The organism is Pseudomonas sp. BCA17, assembly GCF_004519405.1.
Classification (GTDB): domain Bacteria; phylum Pseudomonadota; class Gammaproteobacteria; order Pseudomonadales; family Pseudomonadaceae; genus Aquipseudomonas.
Map to the genome: position 1 here is coordinate 332261 of NZ_SGWI01000001.1, position 13112 is coordinate 345372.

At 58.8% G+C, this 13112-nt stretch carries 12 protein-coding genes; 7 read left to right on the forward strand and 5 right to left on the reverse strand.

Annotated elements, in window-relative coordinates; genetic code table 11:
* Window positions 1–29: 29 nt before the first annotated feature.
* From EXW71_RS01350 to rarD, 3 genes are all read left to right on the forward strand, one after another.
* Window positions 30–932, forward strand: coding sequence for a LysR family transcriptional regulator (locus EXW71_RS01350; protein WP_123718424.1), 903 nt, complete (start codon window positions 30–32; stop codon window positions 930–932).
* 81 nt (window positions 933–1013) lie between these two features.
* Window positions 1014–2024 carry an aldo/keto reductase gene (locus EXW71_RS01355; RefSeq protein ID WP_134657277.1) on the forward strand — a complete coding sequence of 337 codons (1011 nt, stop codon included), beginning with the start codon at window positions 1014–1016 and terminating at the stop codon, window positions 2022–2024.
* Between the two features lie 160 nt (window positions 2025–2184).
* Window positions 2185–3066: an EamA family transporter RarD gene (rarD, locus tag EXW71_RS01360; RefSeq protein ID WP_134657278.1), complete on the forward strand. Its 882-nt coding sequence runs from the start codon at window positions 2185–2187 to the stop codon at window positions 3064–3066.
* A 68-nt stretch (window positions 3067–3134) separates the two neighbouring features.
* On the opposite strand, the gene EXW71_RS01365 is transcribed toward rarD, so the two are convergent.
* The 3 genes from EXW71_RS01365 to EXW71_RS01375 form a co-directional block, all read right to left on the reverse strand.
* On the reverse strand, window positions 3135–4337 hold the full coding sequence (locus tag EXW71_RS01365; RefSeq protein ID WP_256657063.1) for a dermonecrotic toxin domain-containing protein: 1203 nt from the start codon (window positions 4335–4337) through the stop codon (window positions 3135–3137).
* Window positions 4338–4529: 192 nt separating this feature from the next.
* Entirely contained in the window at window positions 4530–5606 is a 1077-nt protein-coding gene (gene hppD, locus EXW71_RS01370; RefSeq protein WP_123718760.1) for a 4-hydroxyphenylpyruvate dioxygenase, read from the reverse strand.
* 258 nt (window positions 5607–5864) lie between these two features.
* On the reverse strand, window positions 5865–6761 hold the full coding sequence (locus EXW71_RS01375) for a DMT family transporter (protein WP_134657279.1): 897 nt from the start codon (window positions 6759–6761) through the stop codon (window positions 5865–5867).
* A gap of 79 nt (window positions 6762–6840) precedes the next feature.
* Here EXW71_RS01375 and EXW71_RS01380 point away from each other — a divergent pair, with 79 nt between their 5' ends.
* From EXW71_RS01380 to EXW71_RS01390, 3 genes are all read left to right on the forward strand, one after another.
* The gene (locus EXW71_RS01380; RefSeq protein ID WP_134657280.1) at window positions 6841–7707 is read left to right on the forward strand and encodes a LysR family transcriptional regulator; all 867 of its coding nucleotides are present in this window, start codon (window positions 6841–6843) and stop codon (window positions 7705–7707) included.
* A gap of 95 nt (window positions 7708–7802) precedes the next feature.
* Window positions 7803–9344, forward strand: a complete 1542-nt coding sequence (locus EXW71_RS01385; RefSeq protein ID WP_134657281.1) for an EAL domain-containing protein — start codon at window positions 7803–7805, stop codon at window positions 9342–9344.
* A gap of 196 nt (window positions 9345–9540) precedes the next feature.
* Window positions 9541–9906: a histone-like nucleoid-structuring protein, MvaT/MvaU family gene (locus tag EXW71_RS01390; RefSeq protein WP_123718430.1), complete on the forward strand. Its 366-nt coding sequence runs from the start codon at window positions 9541–9543 to the stop codon at window positions 9904–9906.
* A gap of 112 nt (window positions 9907–10018) precedes the next feature.
* Here EXW71_RS01390 and EXW71_RS01395 read toward each other — a convergent pair whose 3' ends face one another.
* Window positions 10019–10555: a DUF4946 domain-containing protein gene (locus tag EXW71_RS01395; RefSeq protein WP_134657889.1), complete on the reverse strand. Its 537-nt coding sequence runs from the start codon at window positions 10553–10555 to the stop codon at window positions 10019–10021.
* A gap of 403 nt (window positions 10556–10958) precedes the next feature.
* Here EXW71_RS01395 and gloA point away from each other — a divergent pair, with 403 nt between their 5' ends.
* Window positions 10959–11480, forward strand: a complete 522-nt coding sequence (gene gloA / locus EXW71_RS01400; protein WP_123718432.1) for a lactoylglutathione lyase — start codon at window positions 10959–10961, stop codon at window positions 11478–11480.
* Between the two features lie 61 nt (window positions 11481–11541).
* Here gloA and ahpF read toward each other — a convergent pair whose 3' ends face one another.
* Window positions 11542–13107 (reverse strand): alkyl hydroperoxide reductase subunit F, encoded by a 1566-nt coding sequence (gene ahpF, locus EXW71_RS01405; protein ID WP_134657282.1) that lies wholly within the window; start codon window positions 13105–13107, stop codon window positions 11542–11544.
* Window positions 13108–13112 lie beyond the last annotated feature (5 nt).

Here is a 13112-nt window from a genome sequence, read left to right on the forward strand (position 1 = left end):
ACGACAAGATCTTTAAAGGATTTTTACAGATGAGCTCGACGCTGGACCTTGAAGTTTTTGTGCGCACCGCCGATAGCGGCAGCTTATCGGCCGCCGCCCGTGGCCTGGGCCTCACGCCGGCCGCTGCGAGTATCGCCCTCAAGCGCCTGGAAACCCGACTCGGCGTCAGGTTGCTCGCACGCTCCACCCGCAGCATGCGCTTGACCGAGGAAGGTCGACGCTATCTGGACAGCGTAAGGGTCGCGCTTGAAGCACTGTCGGAAGGCGAACACGCCATCAAGCAGCAGGGCCAAAGCCTCAGCGGCTTGCTGCAGCTGGCGGCGCCCTCGGATTTCGGGCGTAACGTGCTGCTGGGCTGGTTGGATGAATTCAAGGTGGAGCACCCCAACATCCGCCTGCAACTGCTGCTCAACGACAGCAACGCCGACCTGTTCCGCGACACCGTCGACATTGCCCTGCGCTTTGGCGTCCCCAGGGACTCAAGCCTGGTGGCGCTGCCGGTAGTCCCGGGCCATCGGCGCATCGCCTGCGCCAGCCCCGACTACCTCGCACGTCATGGCACACCGAACAGGCCGACGGATTTGGCGCAGCACAGTACGCTGCGGTACATGCGCCGTGGGCAGGCCAACAGCACGTGGTATTTTCGCCAGGGCACACACCTTCAGGAGGTCGAGGTCACGGGTGACTACCTCAGTGACGACGGTGAAATCGTAAGGCGCTGGGCGTTGGCCGGCCACGGTATTGCGTATAAGGCCAGCCTGGACATCGCTCGCGATATCAAAGCGGGCCGGCTGGTACCGCTGCTCACCGATTGGCAAGGCGAGCCCACCCCGTTCAACCTGATGTGCCCCCATCGCCTGCAAGTGTCGGAACGGGTGAAAGTGCTGCATCGTTTTTTGCAGCAACGCTGCCAGACGTTGCTGGGTGCGTGAAGAAAACGGTGCAGGGCTTGTTCCAGAGCGGCTCAGTCTGGTATTGCAAGGGCTACGTTTCTACGCCACGAGGAGCTTTCCATGATTTACCGCACATTGGGCCAGTCCGGCTTGAAGGTCAGCGCGCTGACGCTCGGCACTATGATGTTTGGTGAGCAGACCAGCACTGAAGACTCGCTGCGCATCATCGACAAAGCCTGGGACCAGGGCATCAACTTTATCGACACGGCTGACGTCTATACCGGCGGGCGCTCCGAAGAGATCGTGGGTGAGGCCATTGCGCGCAACCGCCAGGATTGGGTGGTGGCGTCGAAAGTCGGCATCGGCCCGGCAGAGGGTTTGCCCAACCGCAGTGGCTTGAGCCGCAAACGTATTTTCAATGCGGTGGAAGCCAGCCTGTCACGTCTGGACACCGACTATCTGGATATCTACTACCTGCACCGTGAAGACCACGACACGCCATTGGACGCCACGGTGTCGGCCATGGGCGACCTGGTCCGCCAGGGCAAGATCCGCTACTGGGGCCTGTCCAACTACCGTGGCTGGCGCATTGCCGAGGTGATTCGCGTGGCCGAACGCCTGGGCGTGGACAAACCGATCATCAGCCAGCCGCTGTACAACATCGTCAACCGCCAGGCCGAGGTCGAGCAGCTCACCGCAGCCGCTGCCTATGGCTTGGGTGTGGTGCCCTACAGCCCGCTGGCCCGTGGTGTGCTCAGTGGCAAGTACGCACCGGATGTAACCCCCGAAGCCGGCAGCCGTGCGGCACGCCAGGACAAGCGCATTCTGGAAACCGAATGGCGCGTAGAGTCGTTGCGCATTGCCCAACAGATTCAGCAATACACCCAAGGCCGTGGCGTGGGGATGGTCGAATTCGCGATTGCCTGGGTGTTGAACAGTTCGGTGGTGAGCTCGGCAATTGTCGGACCGCGCACCGAGGCCCAGTGGGATGCCTACACCGGAGCGCTGGGCGTGGAGATCACTGCGCAAGATGAGGCGTTTATCGACTCGCTGGTGACGCCCGGGCATTCATCCACGCCGGGGTTCAACGACGTGAGCCATTTTGTGGCAGGTCGCAGGGCACGTTCTTGATCATCACCCCCTCCAGGAGCGGGCTTGTTCGCCACAACAAGCCCTTGCCCACAGGTAGCACGAGAAAAAATCCATAAAACGCGCCAAAACAGCGCACGCCCTGGCCCAAAAGCACCATAATCTCCGCCTCTTTGTATCAATCTGTTTTCGCGAGGACGGCGTGTCTAAAGGTGTTGCGTTATCGGTCTTGGCCTCGGCGCTGTTTGCCGTGATGTATTACTTCACATCGCTGCTGACGCCCTTGAGTGGCCTGGAGATTTTCGGCTGGCGCATGTTGCTGACCGCGCCCTGTATGACGGTGTTCATGATTGTCAGTGGCGAATGGCGCCGCGTCTGGGACGTGGTTCGCATGTTGGCGGCCAAACCGCGCCTGATAGGCGGCGTATTGTTGTCGTCGGCGTTGCTGGGTGTGCAGTTGTGGCTGTTCATGTGGGCGCCGCTGAATGGGCGCAGCCTGGACGTTTCGGTGGGGTATTTCCTGCTGCCGCTGACCATGGTACTGACCGGGCGCCTTGTGTATGGCGAACACCTGTCGCGCCTGCAGCAGATCGCTGTGGTGTTCGCGGCCCTCGGCGTGCTGAACGAGTTGTATCAGGCGGGCGGTTTTTCCTGGGCGACGCTGGTGGTGATCATCGGCTATCCGGTGTATTTCGTGGTGCGCAAGTACCTGACCACGGATCATCTGGGCGGCCTGTGGTTGGATATGGCGCTGATGCTGCCGGTGGCCTGGTGGTTCGTGCAAAGCGGCGACCAGGGTTTTGGCGTGCTGGACAGCCAACCGAAGCTGTATGCGTTGATTCCCATCCTGGGTTTGATCAGTGCCTCGGCACTGGTGAGCTATATCATTGCCAGTCGCTTGTTGGCATTCAGTCTGTTCGGGCTGCTCAGCTACGTGGAGCCGGTATTGTTGCTGGGGGTGGCATTACTGCTGGGTGAAGGGATCAAGGGCGGGCAATGGTTGACCTATATCCCGATCTGGTTGGCGGTGATGGTCCTGGTGTACGAAGGGTTCAAGCATCTGGTGCGTCAGCGTAGAGCCTGAATGAGGGCCGTGGTGGCCGCAGGTTATCGGGGCGTCCCGCCCCTCTTGCGATGTCTATCGCTGCGGGCTCAAGCGATTTTGACGGCGGTGCTGGCCGGGCGCACGGGGGCTATCGACTCAATCACATCAGCCAACCCTGTCAGTAGTGTTCGAGCACCGCCGTAGTACGGGAGCCGGCTCTGTGCTTGATCACCGATGGTTTTCAGCGCCGCATCCATCGTTTCCTGGCCAACGCCGAATAACTTGCCGAGCCGGTTACCTTTGTTCAGCGCAACGGTGGGCCCACTTCCAGGATTGGTCAGGTGGGTTTCAAGGGCATGCGCCACATCCTCGGAAACACCCAGGGCTACCAACGCCTTTCCAAGGCCATTGCCTGGGTTTCTGAGTTGTCGGAGAAATTCTTCGTAGAGCCCATTCAGGTCATTGGCACCCACGTTGTCGAGCGCAACACTCGTCACCGTTTGGCGGTATTGATCGAACGATATCAATTGAAGCGGTTCGTCATTGTTCAAACCGTTTTTCGTGAAGTAGAAACCGTCCCGGGCCGCGCCATGCAGGTTTCCATAGGCATCGTACTTGTAGATGACCTTCTGGCCATCGGCCCGCGTCCCTATGTAAGTCGCGTCGCCGTCCGGCTCCAGCGTATGAACGTGAGTACCGGTCAAACCATTGACAGGCGCAGGTGGCACTGCACCGGCTTCACTTAAATACGTGAAGATATCGCCCTTTACCTGAACGAAACTGCCCACCACTGCATTGGTATCGTTATCGGCGAATGCAATCAGCTTCTGCCTGACCCGTTCCATCTGCCGGGGAGCCCTGTCGTTGGAGAAATGCCGCACAAAGCTCTCCAGCAACTGGAGATCGCTGGCCACGGTTTTAATCCAGCCCGTCAGGCCCTCGCGGTCTTTGAATTCGTGGAATGCATACTTGCCCTCCTGCGGCACATACAGCATGAAATTGGGACCTTCAGCCGTGGCGGGCACGCGCTTGATCATCACAATGTCATTGGCTTGAATGCCGTCGATTGCAAACGTGGAAACCTGTACGCCGGGCGCCCCGCGCTTGCCCGGATGCACAAGCGCATCCACGAGTTTTTTCCCTTCGACACTCAGGACGTCATCGCGAAATGCTTCATCGGCCTCATCAATAAACCGACGACGGGCCTGATCACTGAGGTGCGTTTTACCGGTGGCGCCAGGGGGCGGGCCAGGCGGTGTGGAATTGGCTGGGGGCATCGAAAGGTAACCAGACAACGCTGCAATATTCATCAGAAAACCTCTTCATCGGATAAAGATTTCTGTACATGGGACGCGAACTTTTGCCTGCGTCACGGCCATCTTTGTGGACTTTCCAATGCAGCCAGTTCCGTTGCCGCAGCCGGCCATTGCCTAGTACACGCGCATGAAAAAGCCCGGCAGAGAACGCTCCCTGCCGGGCTTTCGAGTGTTGCGAGCGAGTAATCAGTCCGCCGTCAACACGCCCCGACGCACTTGGTCGCGCTCGATCGACTCGAACAGCGCCTTGAAGTTACCCTCACCGAATCCGTCATCGCCCTTGCGCTGGATGAACTCGAAGAACACCGGGCCCATCAGGGTTTCCGAGAAGATCTGCAGCAGCAGGCGCTTGTCGCCTTCGATCGACGAACCGTCCAGCAGGATGCCGCGCGCCTGCAACTGGTCGACCGGCTCGCCGTGGTTCGGCAGGCGGCCTTCGAGCATTTCGTAGTAGGTGTCCGGCGGTGCGGTCATGAAACGCATGCCGATCTTTTTCAACGCGTCCCAGGTCTTGACCAGGTCGTCGGTGAGGAACGCCACGTGCTGGATGCCCTCGCCGTTGAACTGCATCAGGAACTCTTCGATCTGGCCGGCGCCCTTGGAGGACTCTTCGTTCAGCGGGATGCGGATCATGCCGTCCGGAGCGCTCATGGCCTTGGACGTCAGCCCGGTGTATTCGCCCTTGATATCGAAGTAGCGGGCTTCACGGAAGTTGAACAGCTTCTCGTAGAAGTTGGCCCAGTAGACCATGCGCCCGCGATAGACGTTATGGGTCAGGTGGTCGATGACCTTCAAGCCCGCGCCTTGCGGGTTGCGGTCCACGCCTTCGAGGTACACGAAGTCGATGTCATAGATCGAGCTGCCTTCACCGAAACGGTCGATCAGGTACAGCGGTGCGCCGCCGATGCCCTTGATGGCAGGCAGGTTCAATTCCATGGGGCCGGTTTCGATATGGATCGGCTGGGCACCCAGTTCCAGTGCACGGTTGTAGGCTTTTTGCGAGTCCTTGACGCGGAACGCCATGCCGCAGACCGACGGGCCGTGTTCGGCCGCGAAATAGGATGCAAGGCTGTCGGGTTCGTTGTTGAGGATCAGGTTGATCTCGCCCTGACGGTACAGGTGCACGTTCTTGGAGCGGTGGGTCGCGACTTTGCTGAAGCCCATGATCTCGAAGATCGGCTCCAGGGTGCCTGGGGTCGGCGATGCGAATTCGATAAATTCAAAGCCCATCAGGCCCATTGGGTTTTCGTATAGATCTGCCATGATTTGGCGCCTCATCATCATTCTTGTGGTCGAGCGGATTTCAATTGCCGGCAAGGATGAGGTGCGAGGGCGGCGCACAAGAGAGGCCTCGCACGCTGCGGGCGAGGAAGTCACCGAAGATGAGGGGGGAGCCGAGTAGCTTCATGGGTACATCAGTCTCTGACGGCTGAGGCTTGCGTGAGCGCAAGTCCATATTCTTGTATGCGTAAATCGATTCTACACAGCGTAACCAGTTTTGTCCTATTCCTTATCAAATCCCTATGCCCGGGTGGTTGCAAGGGGTTTATTGCACAGGTAGATCCCCAGCAGAATCAACCCGGCCCCTGCATACATCGCCGGCGTCAGGCGCTCGTCGAGCAGCAGTGCGCCGCTGACCACGGCAGTCAGCGGGTTAAGCGCAATAAAGGCGCCGGACCGCGTGGCGCCAATCCGACGAATGCCATCGTAATAGCCAACGTAGGCCAGGGCCGAACCCAATACACCGAGGTAAACCAGGCTGAGCCATTGCACAGGCTGGATCGCTGCGAGCCCTCGCGTCGTGAAGGCGCCTGTCAGCACACTCGTCGCGATCAGCATCACAGTGCCCAGCAGGATCGACCAGGTAACGGTCTGCAATGGCCCCAGGCTCTGACTGAGGTTGCGTGAACATAACGAGTACACGCCCCACCCCACCACACAGCCAAAGATCAGAACATCACCCAGCCAGGCATGGGTCGCGCCCTGCAGCAAGTTCGGGTTGCGGCTGACAATCACCAGCCCCGCGCCGCCCAGGCACAGCACAATCCCCGGGGCATTCACACGCTCCTTGAACAACAGCCAGGCCGCCAGGCCGATCACCGCCGGATTCAAGGCGACGATCAATGAGGCACGGGAAGCGTTGATGTAATGCAAACCATAGAAGAAGCAGAGGTTATAGAAATAGATACCGAAAAAGCCCAACGCAGTCAGGCGCATCAGCTGCCTGAGGCTGGGGCGTGCCAGCGGAATGCGCGCTATGGCGAGAAAACCCAGCAACGCCACGCTCGCCAGCACGAAGCGCACGCTCGCAGCCAACAGCGGATCAACGCCGGCTGCCAGGTATCGCCCCGCGACAAAGGTGCCGCCCCAAATGACAGTCACGGCAACCAGTTTCAGGTAGGTCAGGCGATCATTCATACGCGTTCAAGCTCATCAAGTGCATGGATAGGCGTATTCTTCGACTAATGATCAGTCATCGTAAAATGAGTAAACGCTCATGACCCTCACCCAGCTTGAGATATTTTCCCTGGTCGCCGAACTCCAGGGGTTCACCAGCGCAGCCCATCGCCTGGGGATCAGCCAGTCGGCTGTGTCCCATGCGATTCGGTCACTGGAGCAGGAATTGGGCGTCGAGTTGTTACACCGGCATCAGGCCGAGGTGGTATTAAGCGACATTGGCCAGCAACTGCTTGGACGGGCTCGCGCGATGCTCGGGCTGGCCAACACGCTGCGCCAGGAAGCCGCCGACGCTCGGGGCATGCGCACCGGCACCCTGCGTATCGGCTCATTCGGGCCGACGTCATCGATGCAATTGCTACCGAAAATTCTGCAAGGTTATCGCGCGGCTCATCCGGGCATCGAGGTGCATATCCACGAAGGCTCGGACCGGCAAGTGATCCAGTGGCTGGATGAACGGCGGATCGACGTCGGATTCGTGGTATTGCCCCTGGAACGCTTCGATACCTTCGCATTGATGCAGGATCAGATGGTGGCGTTGCTGCCCGCCGGGCATCATCTTGCCAAGTGCCAGGCAGTCAGCCTGGAGCAATTGTGCAGTGACCCTTTTGTCCTGACCGAGGCCGGCTCGACCGAACTGGTCTCACACCTGTTCAGCAGCGCGAAGCTGAGCCCGAACGTGCGTTTTCGTTGCTCGCAACTGATCAGCACGTTGGATGCCGTAGGCCGTGGGGACGGCGTGAGCGTTGTTGCAGAGGCGTCCCTGCCCCTGGCCACCGACAGTCGCTATGTGGCCCGCCCACTCACTCCCCGCGTCCCACGGGAAATCGGCCTGGCCGTGCTGGACCAACGCCAGTCGTCACCGGCGACGCTGGCTTTTATCGAATGGGCCAGGAATACGTTATAGCGCTGCAGATTTTATTCAGGTCCTGCAAGCGTCCACCTGAGTTGCCATCTATCCTCGGCAGTGAATGCCTTATCACTCTGTTACCGGCCATCCCTATGCCCCTGACCGCCAAAGGTCCACGAAATAGAACCACGCGATATTTGATCAGCGGCCTCAGCGCACTGCTCCCCATCTTGCTGGGGGGGCCGATTCTTTATTGGCAGGCCGAACGCACCCTGCAGAAAAGCACCGAACAGACCGCCCAGGAAGCGGTGCGCCAGTTCGACCTGATGCTCGACAATACCGACCTGGCCGCGCGGGCCCTGCTGCCATTGGCCGGCCAGCCGTGTGATAACGGCGTTAAATTGGCATTACGTGAACAAGTCACGCGTCGACCCTTTGTGCGGGCGACCACCTTGTCCTTCCAGCGCACCATTTATTGCAGCTCGTTGTTTGGGGGCGATTACCAGTCGCCGGTCAACCCCGAGGATTACGTCGCAGGGCGGCTTTGGTTGATGAATGGCAACCCGGTCACCCCGGACACCGCCCTGCTGGTGTACCGCCTTACAGACGGCGACAAAGGGGCCTTTGCCTCCATCGACGGCTATCACCTGACCAACGCCTTGCGCCTGATCAGCCGCTACGCAGGGCTGATTCTGCAGGTCGGCCCTAACTGGCTGGCCGCCGATGGCAGTGTCCACGACACGCCGCCACCCACCTTTGCGGTGGCCCATCAGCACCTGGCTTCCCAGCGGTATCTCTACAGTGTGGAAGTCGGCATGCCCGCAGGCGAAGTCCTGCGCTATATGCAAGACCGTTACCCGGCAGTGTTCAGCCTGGTGGTGTTTTTCGGCGTACTGGCGGGCCTCCTCGCGCACTGGTTGCAAAAACGCTCCTCGGCCCCGACCCAGGAACTCCGGCGTGCACTGGATGCCGACGAGTTCGTCCCGTATTTCCAACCCGTCGTACGCGGCGACAGCCTTGAATGGGCAGGTTGCGAAGTACTGATGCGCTGGCAGCACCCGAAAGAGGGCCTGGTGCGGCCCGACTTGTTTATTCCCCTGGCCGAGCATTCCGGCCTGATTGTGCCGATGACCCGCACGTTGATGCGCCAGACCGCCGAACAACTGGCGCCCCATGCCGGCCGCTTCGCCCCGGGCTTTCATATCGGGGTGAATATCACAGCCCGTCATTGTGAGGACCTGGCGCTGGTGGAGGACTGCCGCACGTTCCTCGCCGCGTTTGCGCCCGGTCAGGTCACGCTTGTGCTGGAGTTGACCGAGCGTGAGTTGATCCAGCCCAGCGACATCACTCGCCGCTTGTTTGAAGCCCTGCATGACATGGGCGTGATGATCGCCATTGACGACTTCGGCACCGGCCATTCCAGCCTGGGCTATTTGCGCAACTTCAATGTCGACTACTTGAAGATTGACCAGAGCTTCGTTGCAATGATTGGCCAGGATGCACTCTCCCGACACATTCTCGACAGCATCATCGAACTTTCTGCCAAGCTCGACTTGGGTATCGTTGCCGAAGGCGTGGAAACGACCGAGCAATGTGAATACCTGGCCGCGCAAGGTGTGGACTTCCTGCAAGGCTACCTGTTCGGAAGACCATTACCCGGCGAAGAATTCATTAAATCCATGGGCAGCCATTGATTAGCCATCTAGCACCAGAGTGAAACAATGTTATTTAACCCAAAGACATGATTTACTCGTGATGAATTAACTACTACAATTTTTCCTGCCTGTGCCGAACTCGCAGGAAGGCTTGTTTCTTGAGTCGCTCAACGCTCTTGGCTTATAGCGTTATCTTCAGTTGATATCAGCCAAATACACTAGTGGAGTACATATTTTGTCCAGACTCGCCGAATTTCGCGCAGCAGAAAAAGCCCTTCAAGAGCAGCTCGCCCAGCTGGAATCCCTGAAGAACGATGCTGGCCTGAAGAAAGAAATCGAATTCGAAGAAAAGCTTCAAGGGCTGATGAAAACTTACGGCAAAGGCCTGCGCGATATCATCGCCATCCTCGATCCGAACTTTGGCAAAGGCGCTTCCACTGCTGCCGCTGCCCCTAAACAGCGCCGCGCACGTGTGGTCAAGGTCTACCACAACCCGCACACCGGTGAGCTGATCGAAACCAAAGGCGGCAACCACCGCGGCCTTAAAGCCTGGAAGGAACAGTACGGCGCCGCCACTGTAGACTCCTGGCTTCGCGGCTGATTGAACTGCTCTAACAAAGAGCCCCGCTTATGCGGGGCTTTTTTTTGCTTAACCGTTCGAAAACGAACTTAACCAACATTTCATTTTGTTCACAGTCGAGCGTGCGGCATGCTTAAAGTTTCAGGCTGGCACGCACCGAATTGACCTCCTCCTTGCTCGCTTCGTACACCTGCGCTTGACCGGCAAATGAAAAAACATACGCCTTATCAGTATCTACAGCGCCGACCAAAGTTTGCGAGAGTACGTGGCGCCCATTCTCGGTAATCACGCAAGTAGTCTCCAGTGCCTCGAGGCGGCTCAGTGTTGCCGGGTGCATTTTGCTGCACACGCTTTGATATCCGCCTTGAGCAAAGTCTTTTTGGATGGACTTGCGCATTTCCAGCAGCACGCCTTGAAGATTAACTTTATGGCCCGCTTCTATCGGCGTAGTGGTCAACTCCATCACCATCAAGGTTGAGCCATTTTCATCATTCTTGATCGCGCGCTGCCGCGTTACAGCCGAGGTGCTTATCGGTGCTGCGCCGTCAGGCACCACCTCCTCGACCTGCCAGCCACTGGGCCAATGTATCTCGGGATCAGCCGCCAAGGCCCACGGGCTGCACAACACAAAACACACAGAGCCCAACAGCGTTTTACGAAACTCGATCATTGCAGGAAGTACCCAGGATTCAAGCGTTGAAGTCTGAGCCTCAGCCCTGCGTGTCGCAAGGCCTGCACGGGCTTTTTCATTTGGCGCAGCAGGCACCGCTTGCGTATCATGGGCCGGCTGCATGGATGCTTGCCGCAAGCCAAGGAACCGCTCGGCTCCTCTGACCTCAAACGGGAGTCGAGTTTGCCTACTGCGAGTCAGTTAAGCGACAGAGCGGACAACCAGTAACCCGTGGCGAGGGAGCTTGCTCCCGCTGGACTGCGCAGCAGGCCCAGTCTTTTCAAGCCCAAAGCTGGAGCCGCTTCGCGACCCAACGGGAGCAAGCGCCCTCGCCACAGTGACTATGCTCCTCCTTAACTGACTGGCATTAGTCGAGTTTGCCCCATTTTTTTCTGGAGGGCCCATGAGCCTGCACGAACTGAACACTTTCCCAGGCGTCACCGCCCAACCTGACACCGCCACTTCCAACTTCGTGTTCAACCACACGATGCTGCGGGTCAAAGACATCACCAAGTCGCTGGATTTCTACACCCGCATCCTGGGCTTCTCCCTGGTTGAAAAACGTGATTTTCCTGAAGCCGAATTCAGCCTGTACTTCCTGGCCCTGGTGGACAAGGCTCAGATCCCCGCTGACGCGGCTGAGCGCACCCAGTGGATGAAGTCGATTCCCGGCATCCTGGAACTGACCCATAACCACGGCACCGAAAACGACGCAGATTTTGCGTACCACAACGGCAACACCGACCCACGCGGCTTTGGCCATATCTGCATCTCGGTGCCGGATATCGTCGCGGCCTGCGAGCGTTTTGAAGCCTTGGGTTGCGATTTCCAAAAGCGCTTGAGCGACGGTCGCATGAAGAGCCTGGCCTTCATCAAAGACCCGGATGCCTACTGGGTCGAGATTATCCAACCCGCGCCGCTGTAAAGGTTTCACGCATAAAAAAACCCATGAGTGATCATGGGTTTTTTCATTGGCGCGCCCGGGTTCAGGCCGGAGCGGAGGTGCGGATCAAATGATCGAACGCACTCAGCGAAGCCTTGGCGCCCTCGCCCACCGCAATAACGATCTGCTTGTACGGCACGGTGGTCACGTCACCGGCAGCGAACACGCCCGGCAGTGACGTCTCGCCACGCGCATCGACGATGATCTCGCCACGCGGTGTCAGCTCCACAGTGCCTTTGAGCCAGTCGGTATTAGGCAACAGACCGATCTGTACAAAGATACCTTCCAGGTCGATGGTCTTGAACTCACCGCTGTCGCGATCCTTGTACGCAAGGCCGGTGACTTTCTGGCTATCACCTTTGACTTCGCTGGTCAGTGCACTGGTGATCACGTCGACGTTCGGCAGGCTGTAGAGCTTGCGTTGCAACACGGCGTCGGCGCGCAGTTTGCTGTCGAACTCAAGCAGGGTGACATGGCTGACGATGCCGGCCAGATCGATGGCGGCTTCAACGCCGGAGTTACCGCCGCCGATCACTGCCACGCGCTTGCCTTTGAACAGCGGGCCATCGCAGTGCGGGCAAAAACATACGCCCTTGGCCTTGTATTCCTGCTCGCCCGGCACACCCATTTCGCGCCAGCGCGCACCGGTGGCCAGAATCACGGTTTTGGACTTGAGGGTCGCACCGCTTTCGAAACGGATTTCGTGCAGCTCACCGGCATTTTTCGCCGGGATCAAGCCGCTGGCACGCTGCAGGTTCATGATATCCACGTCGTACTGACGCACGTGAGCTTCCAGAGCGCTGGCCAGTTTCGGCCCTTCGGTTTCCTGCACCGAGATGAAGTTCTCGATGGACATGGTGTCCAGCACCTGCCCGCCGAAGCGTTCGGCGGCAACACCCGTACGGATGCCCTTACGTGCAGCGTAGATGGCGGCCGATGAACCGGCTGGGCCACCGCCGACCACCAGTACATCAAACGCGTCTTTGGCACTGATTTTCTCGGCGGCTTTTTCGGCGCCGCTGGTGTCGAGCTTGGCCAGGATCTCTTCCAGGCCCATGCGGCCCTGGCCGAAGTTCACGCCATTGAGGTAGACACTCGGCACCGCCATGATCTGGCGCTCATCGACTTCGGCCTGGAACAGCGCACCGTCGATGGCGACATGGCGGATGTTCGGGTTGAGCACGGCCATCAAGTTCAGCGCCTGGACCACGTCCGGGCAGTTCTGGCACGACAACGAAAAGTAAGTCTCGAAGCTGAATTCGCCTTTCAGTGCACGAATCTGCTCGATCACTTCGGCACTGGCCTTCGACGGGTGGCCACCGACTTGCAGCAGGGCCAGCACCAGCGAAGTAAATTCATGGCCCATGGGGATGCCGGCAAAACGCAGGCTGATCTCGGCACCCGGGCGATTGATGGAGAACGACGGCTTGCGCGCATCATTGCCATCGGTGTTCAGGGTAATCAGCGTAGTGAGGCTGGTTACGTCCTGCAAAAGAGCAAGCATTTCCTGGGATTTCGCGCCGTCGTCGAGGGAGGCGACGATCTCGATCGGCTGGGTGACCCGTTCCAGGTATGACTTCAACTGAGCTTTAAGATTGGCGTCCAACATACGGG

Excerpts from the sequence above, each read along its gene's own strand:
- EXW71_RS01350 (WP_123718424.1), top strand. The coding sequence starts at position 30 with ATGAGCTCGACGCTGGACCTTGAAGTTTTTGTGCGCACCGCCGATAGC.
- EXW71_RS01355 (WP_134657277.1), top strand. The coding sequence starts at position 1,014 with ATGATTTACCGCACATTGGGCCAGTCCGGCTTGAAGGTCAGCGCGCTG.
- EXW71_RS01365 (WP_256657063.1), bottom strand. The coding sequence starts at position 4,337 with ATGAATATTGCAGCGTTGTCTGGTTACCTTTCGATGCCCCCAGCCAAT.
- hppD (WP_123718760.1), bottom strand. The coding sequence starts at position 5,606 with ATGGCAGATCTATACGAAAACCCAATGGGCCTGATGGGCTTTGAATTT.
- EXW71_RS01375 (WP_134657279.1), bottom strand. The coding sequence starts at position 6,761 with ATGAATGATCGCCTGACCTACCTGAAACTGGTTGCCGTGACTGTCATT.
- EXW71_RS01380 (WP_134657280.1), top strand. The coding sequence starts at position 6,841 with ATGACCCTCACCCAGCTTGAGATATTTTCCCTGGTCGCCGAACTCCAG.
- EXW71_RS01385 (WP_134657281.1), top strand. The coding sequence starts at position 7,803 with ATGCCCCTGACCGCCAAAGGTCCACGAAATAGAACCACGCGATATTTG.
- EXW71_RS01395 (WP_134657889.1), bottom strand. The coding sequence starts at position 10,555 with ATGATCGAGTTTCGTAAAACGCTGTTGGGCTCTGTGTGTTTTGTGTTG.
- gloA (WP_123718432.1), top strand. The coding sequence starts at position 10,959 with ATGAGCCTGCACGAACTGAACACTTTCCCAGGCGTCACCGCCCAACCT.
- ahpF (WP_134657282.1), bottom strand. The coding sequence starts at position 13,107 with ATGTTGGACGCCAATCTTAAAGCTCAGTTGAAGTCATACCTGGAACGG.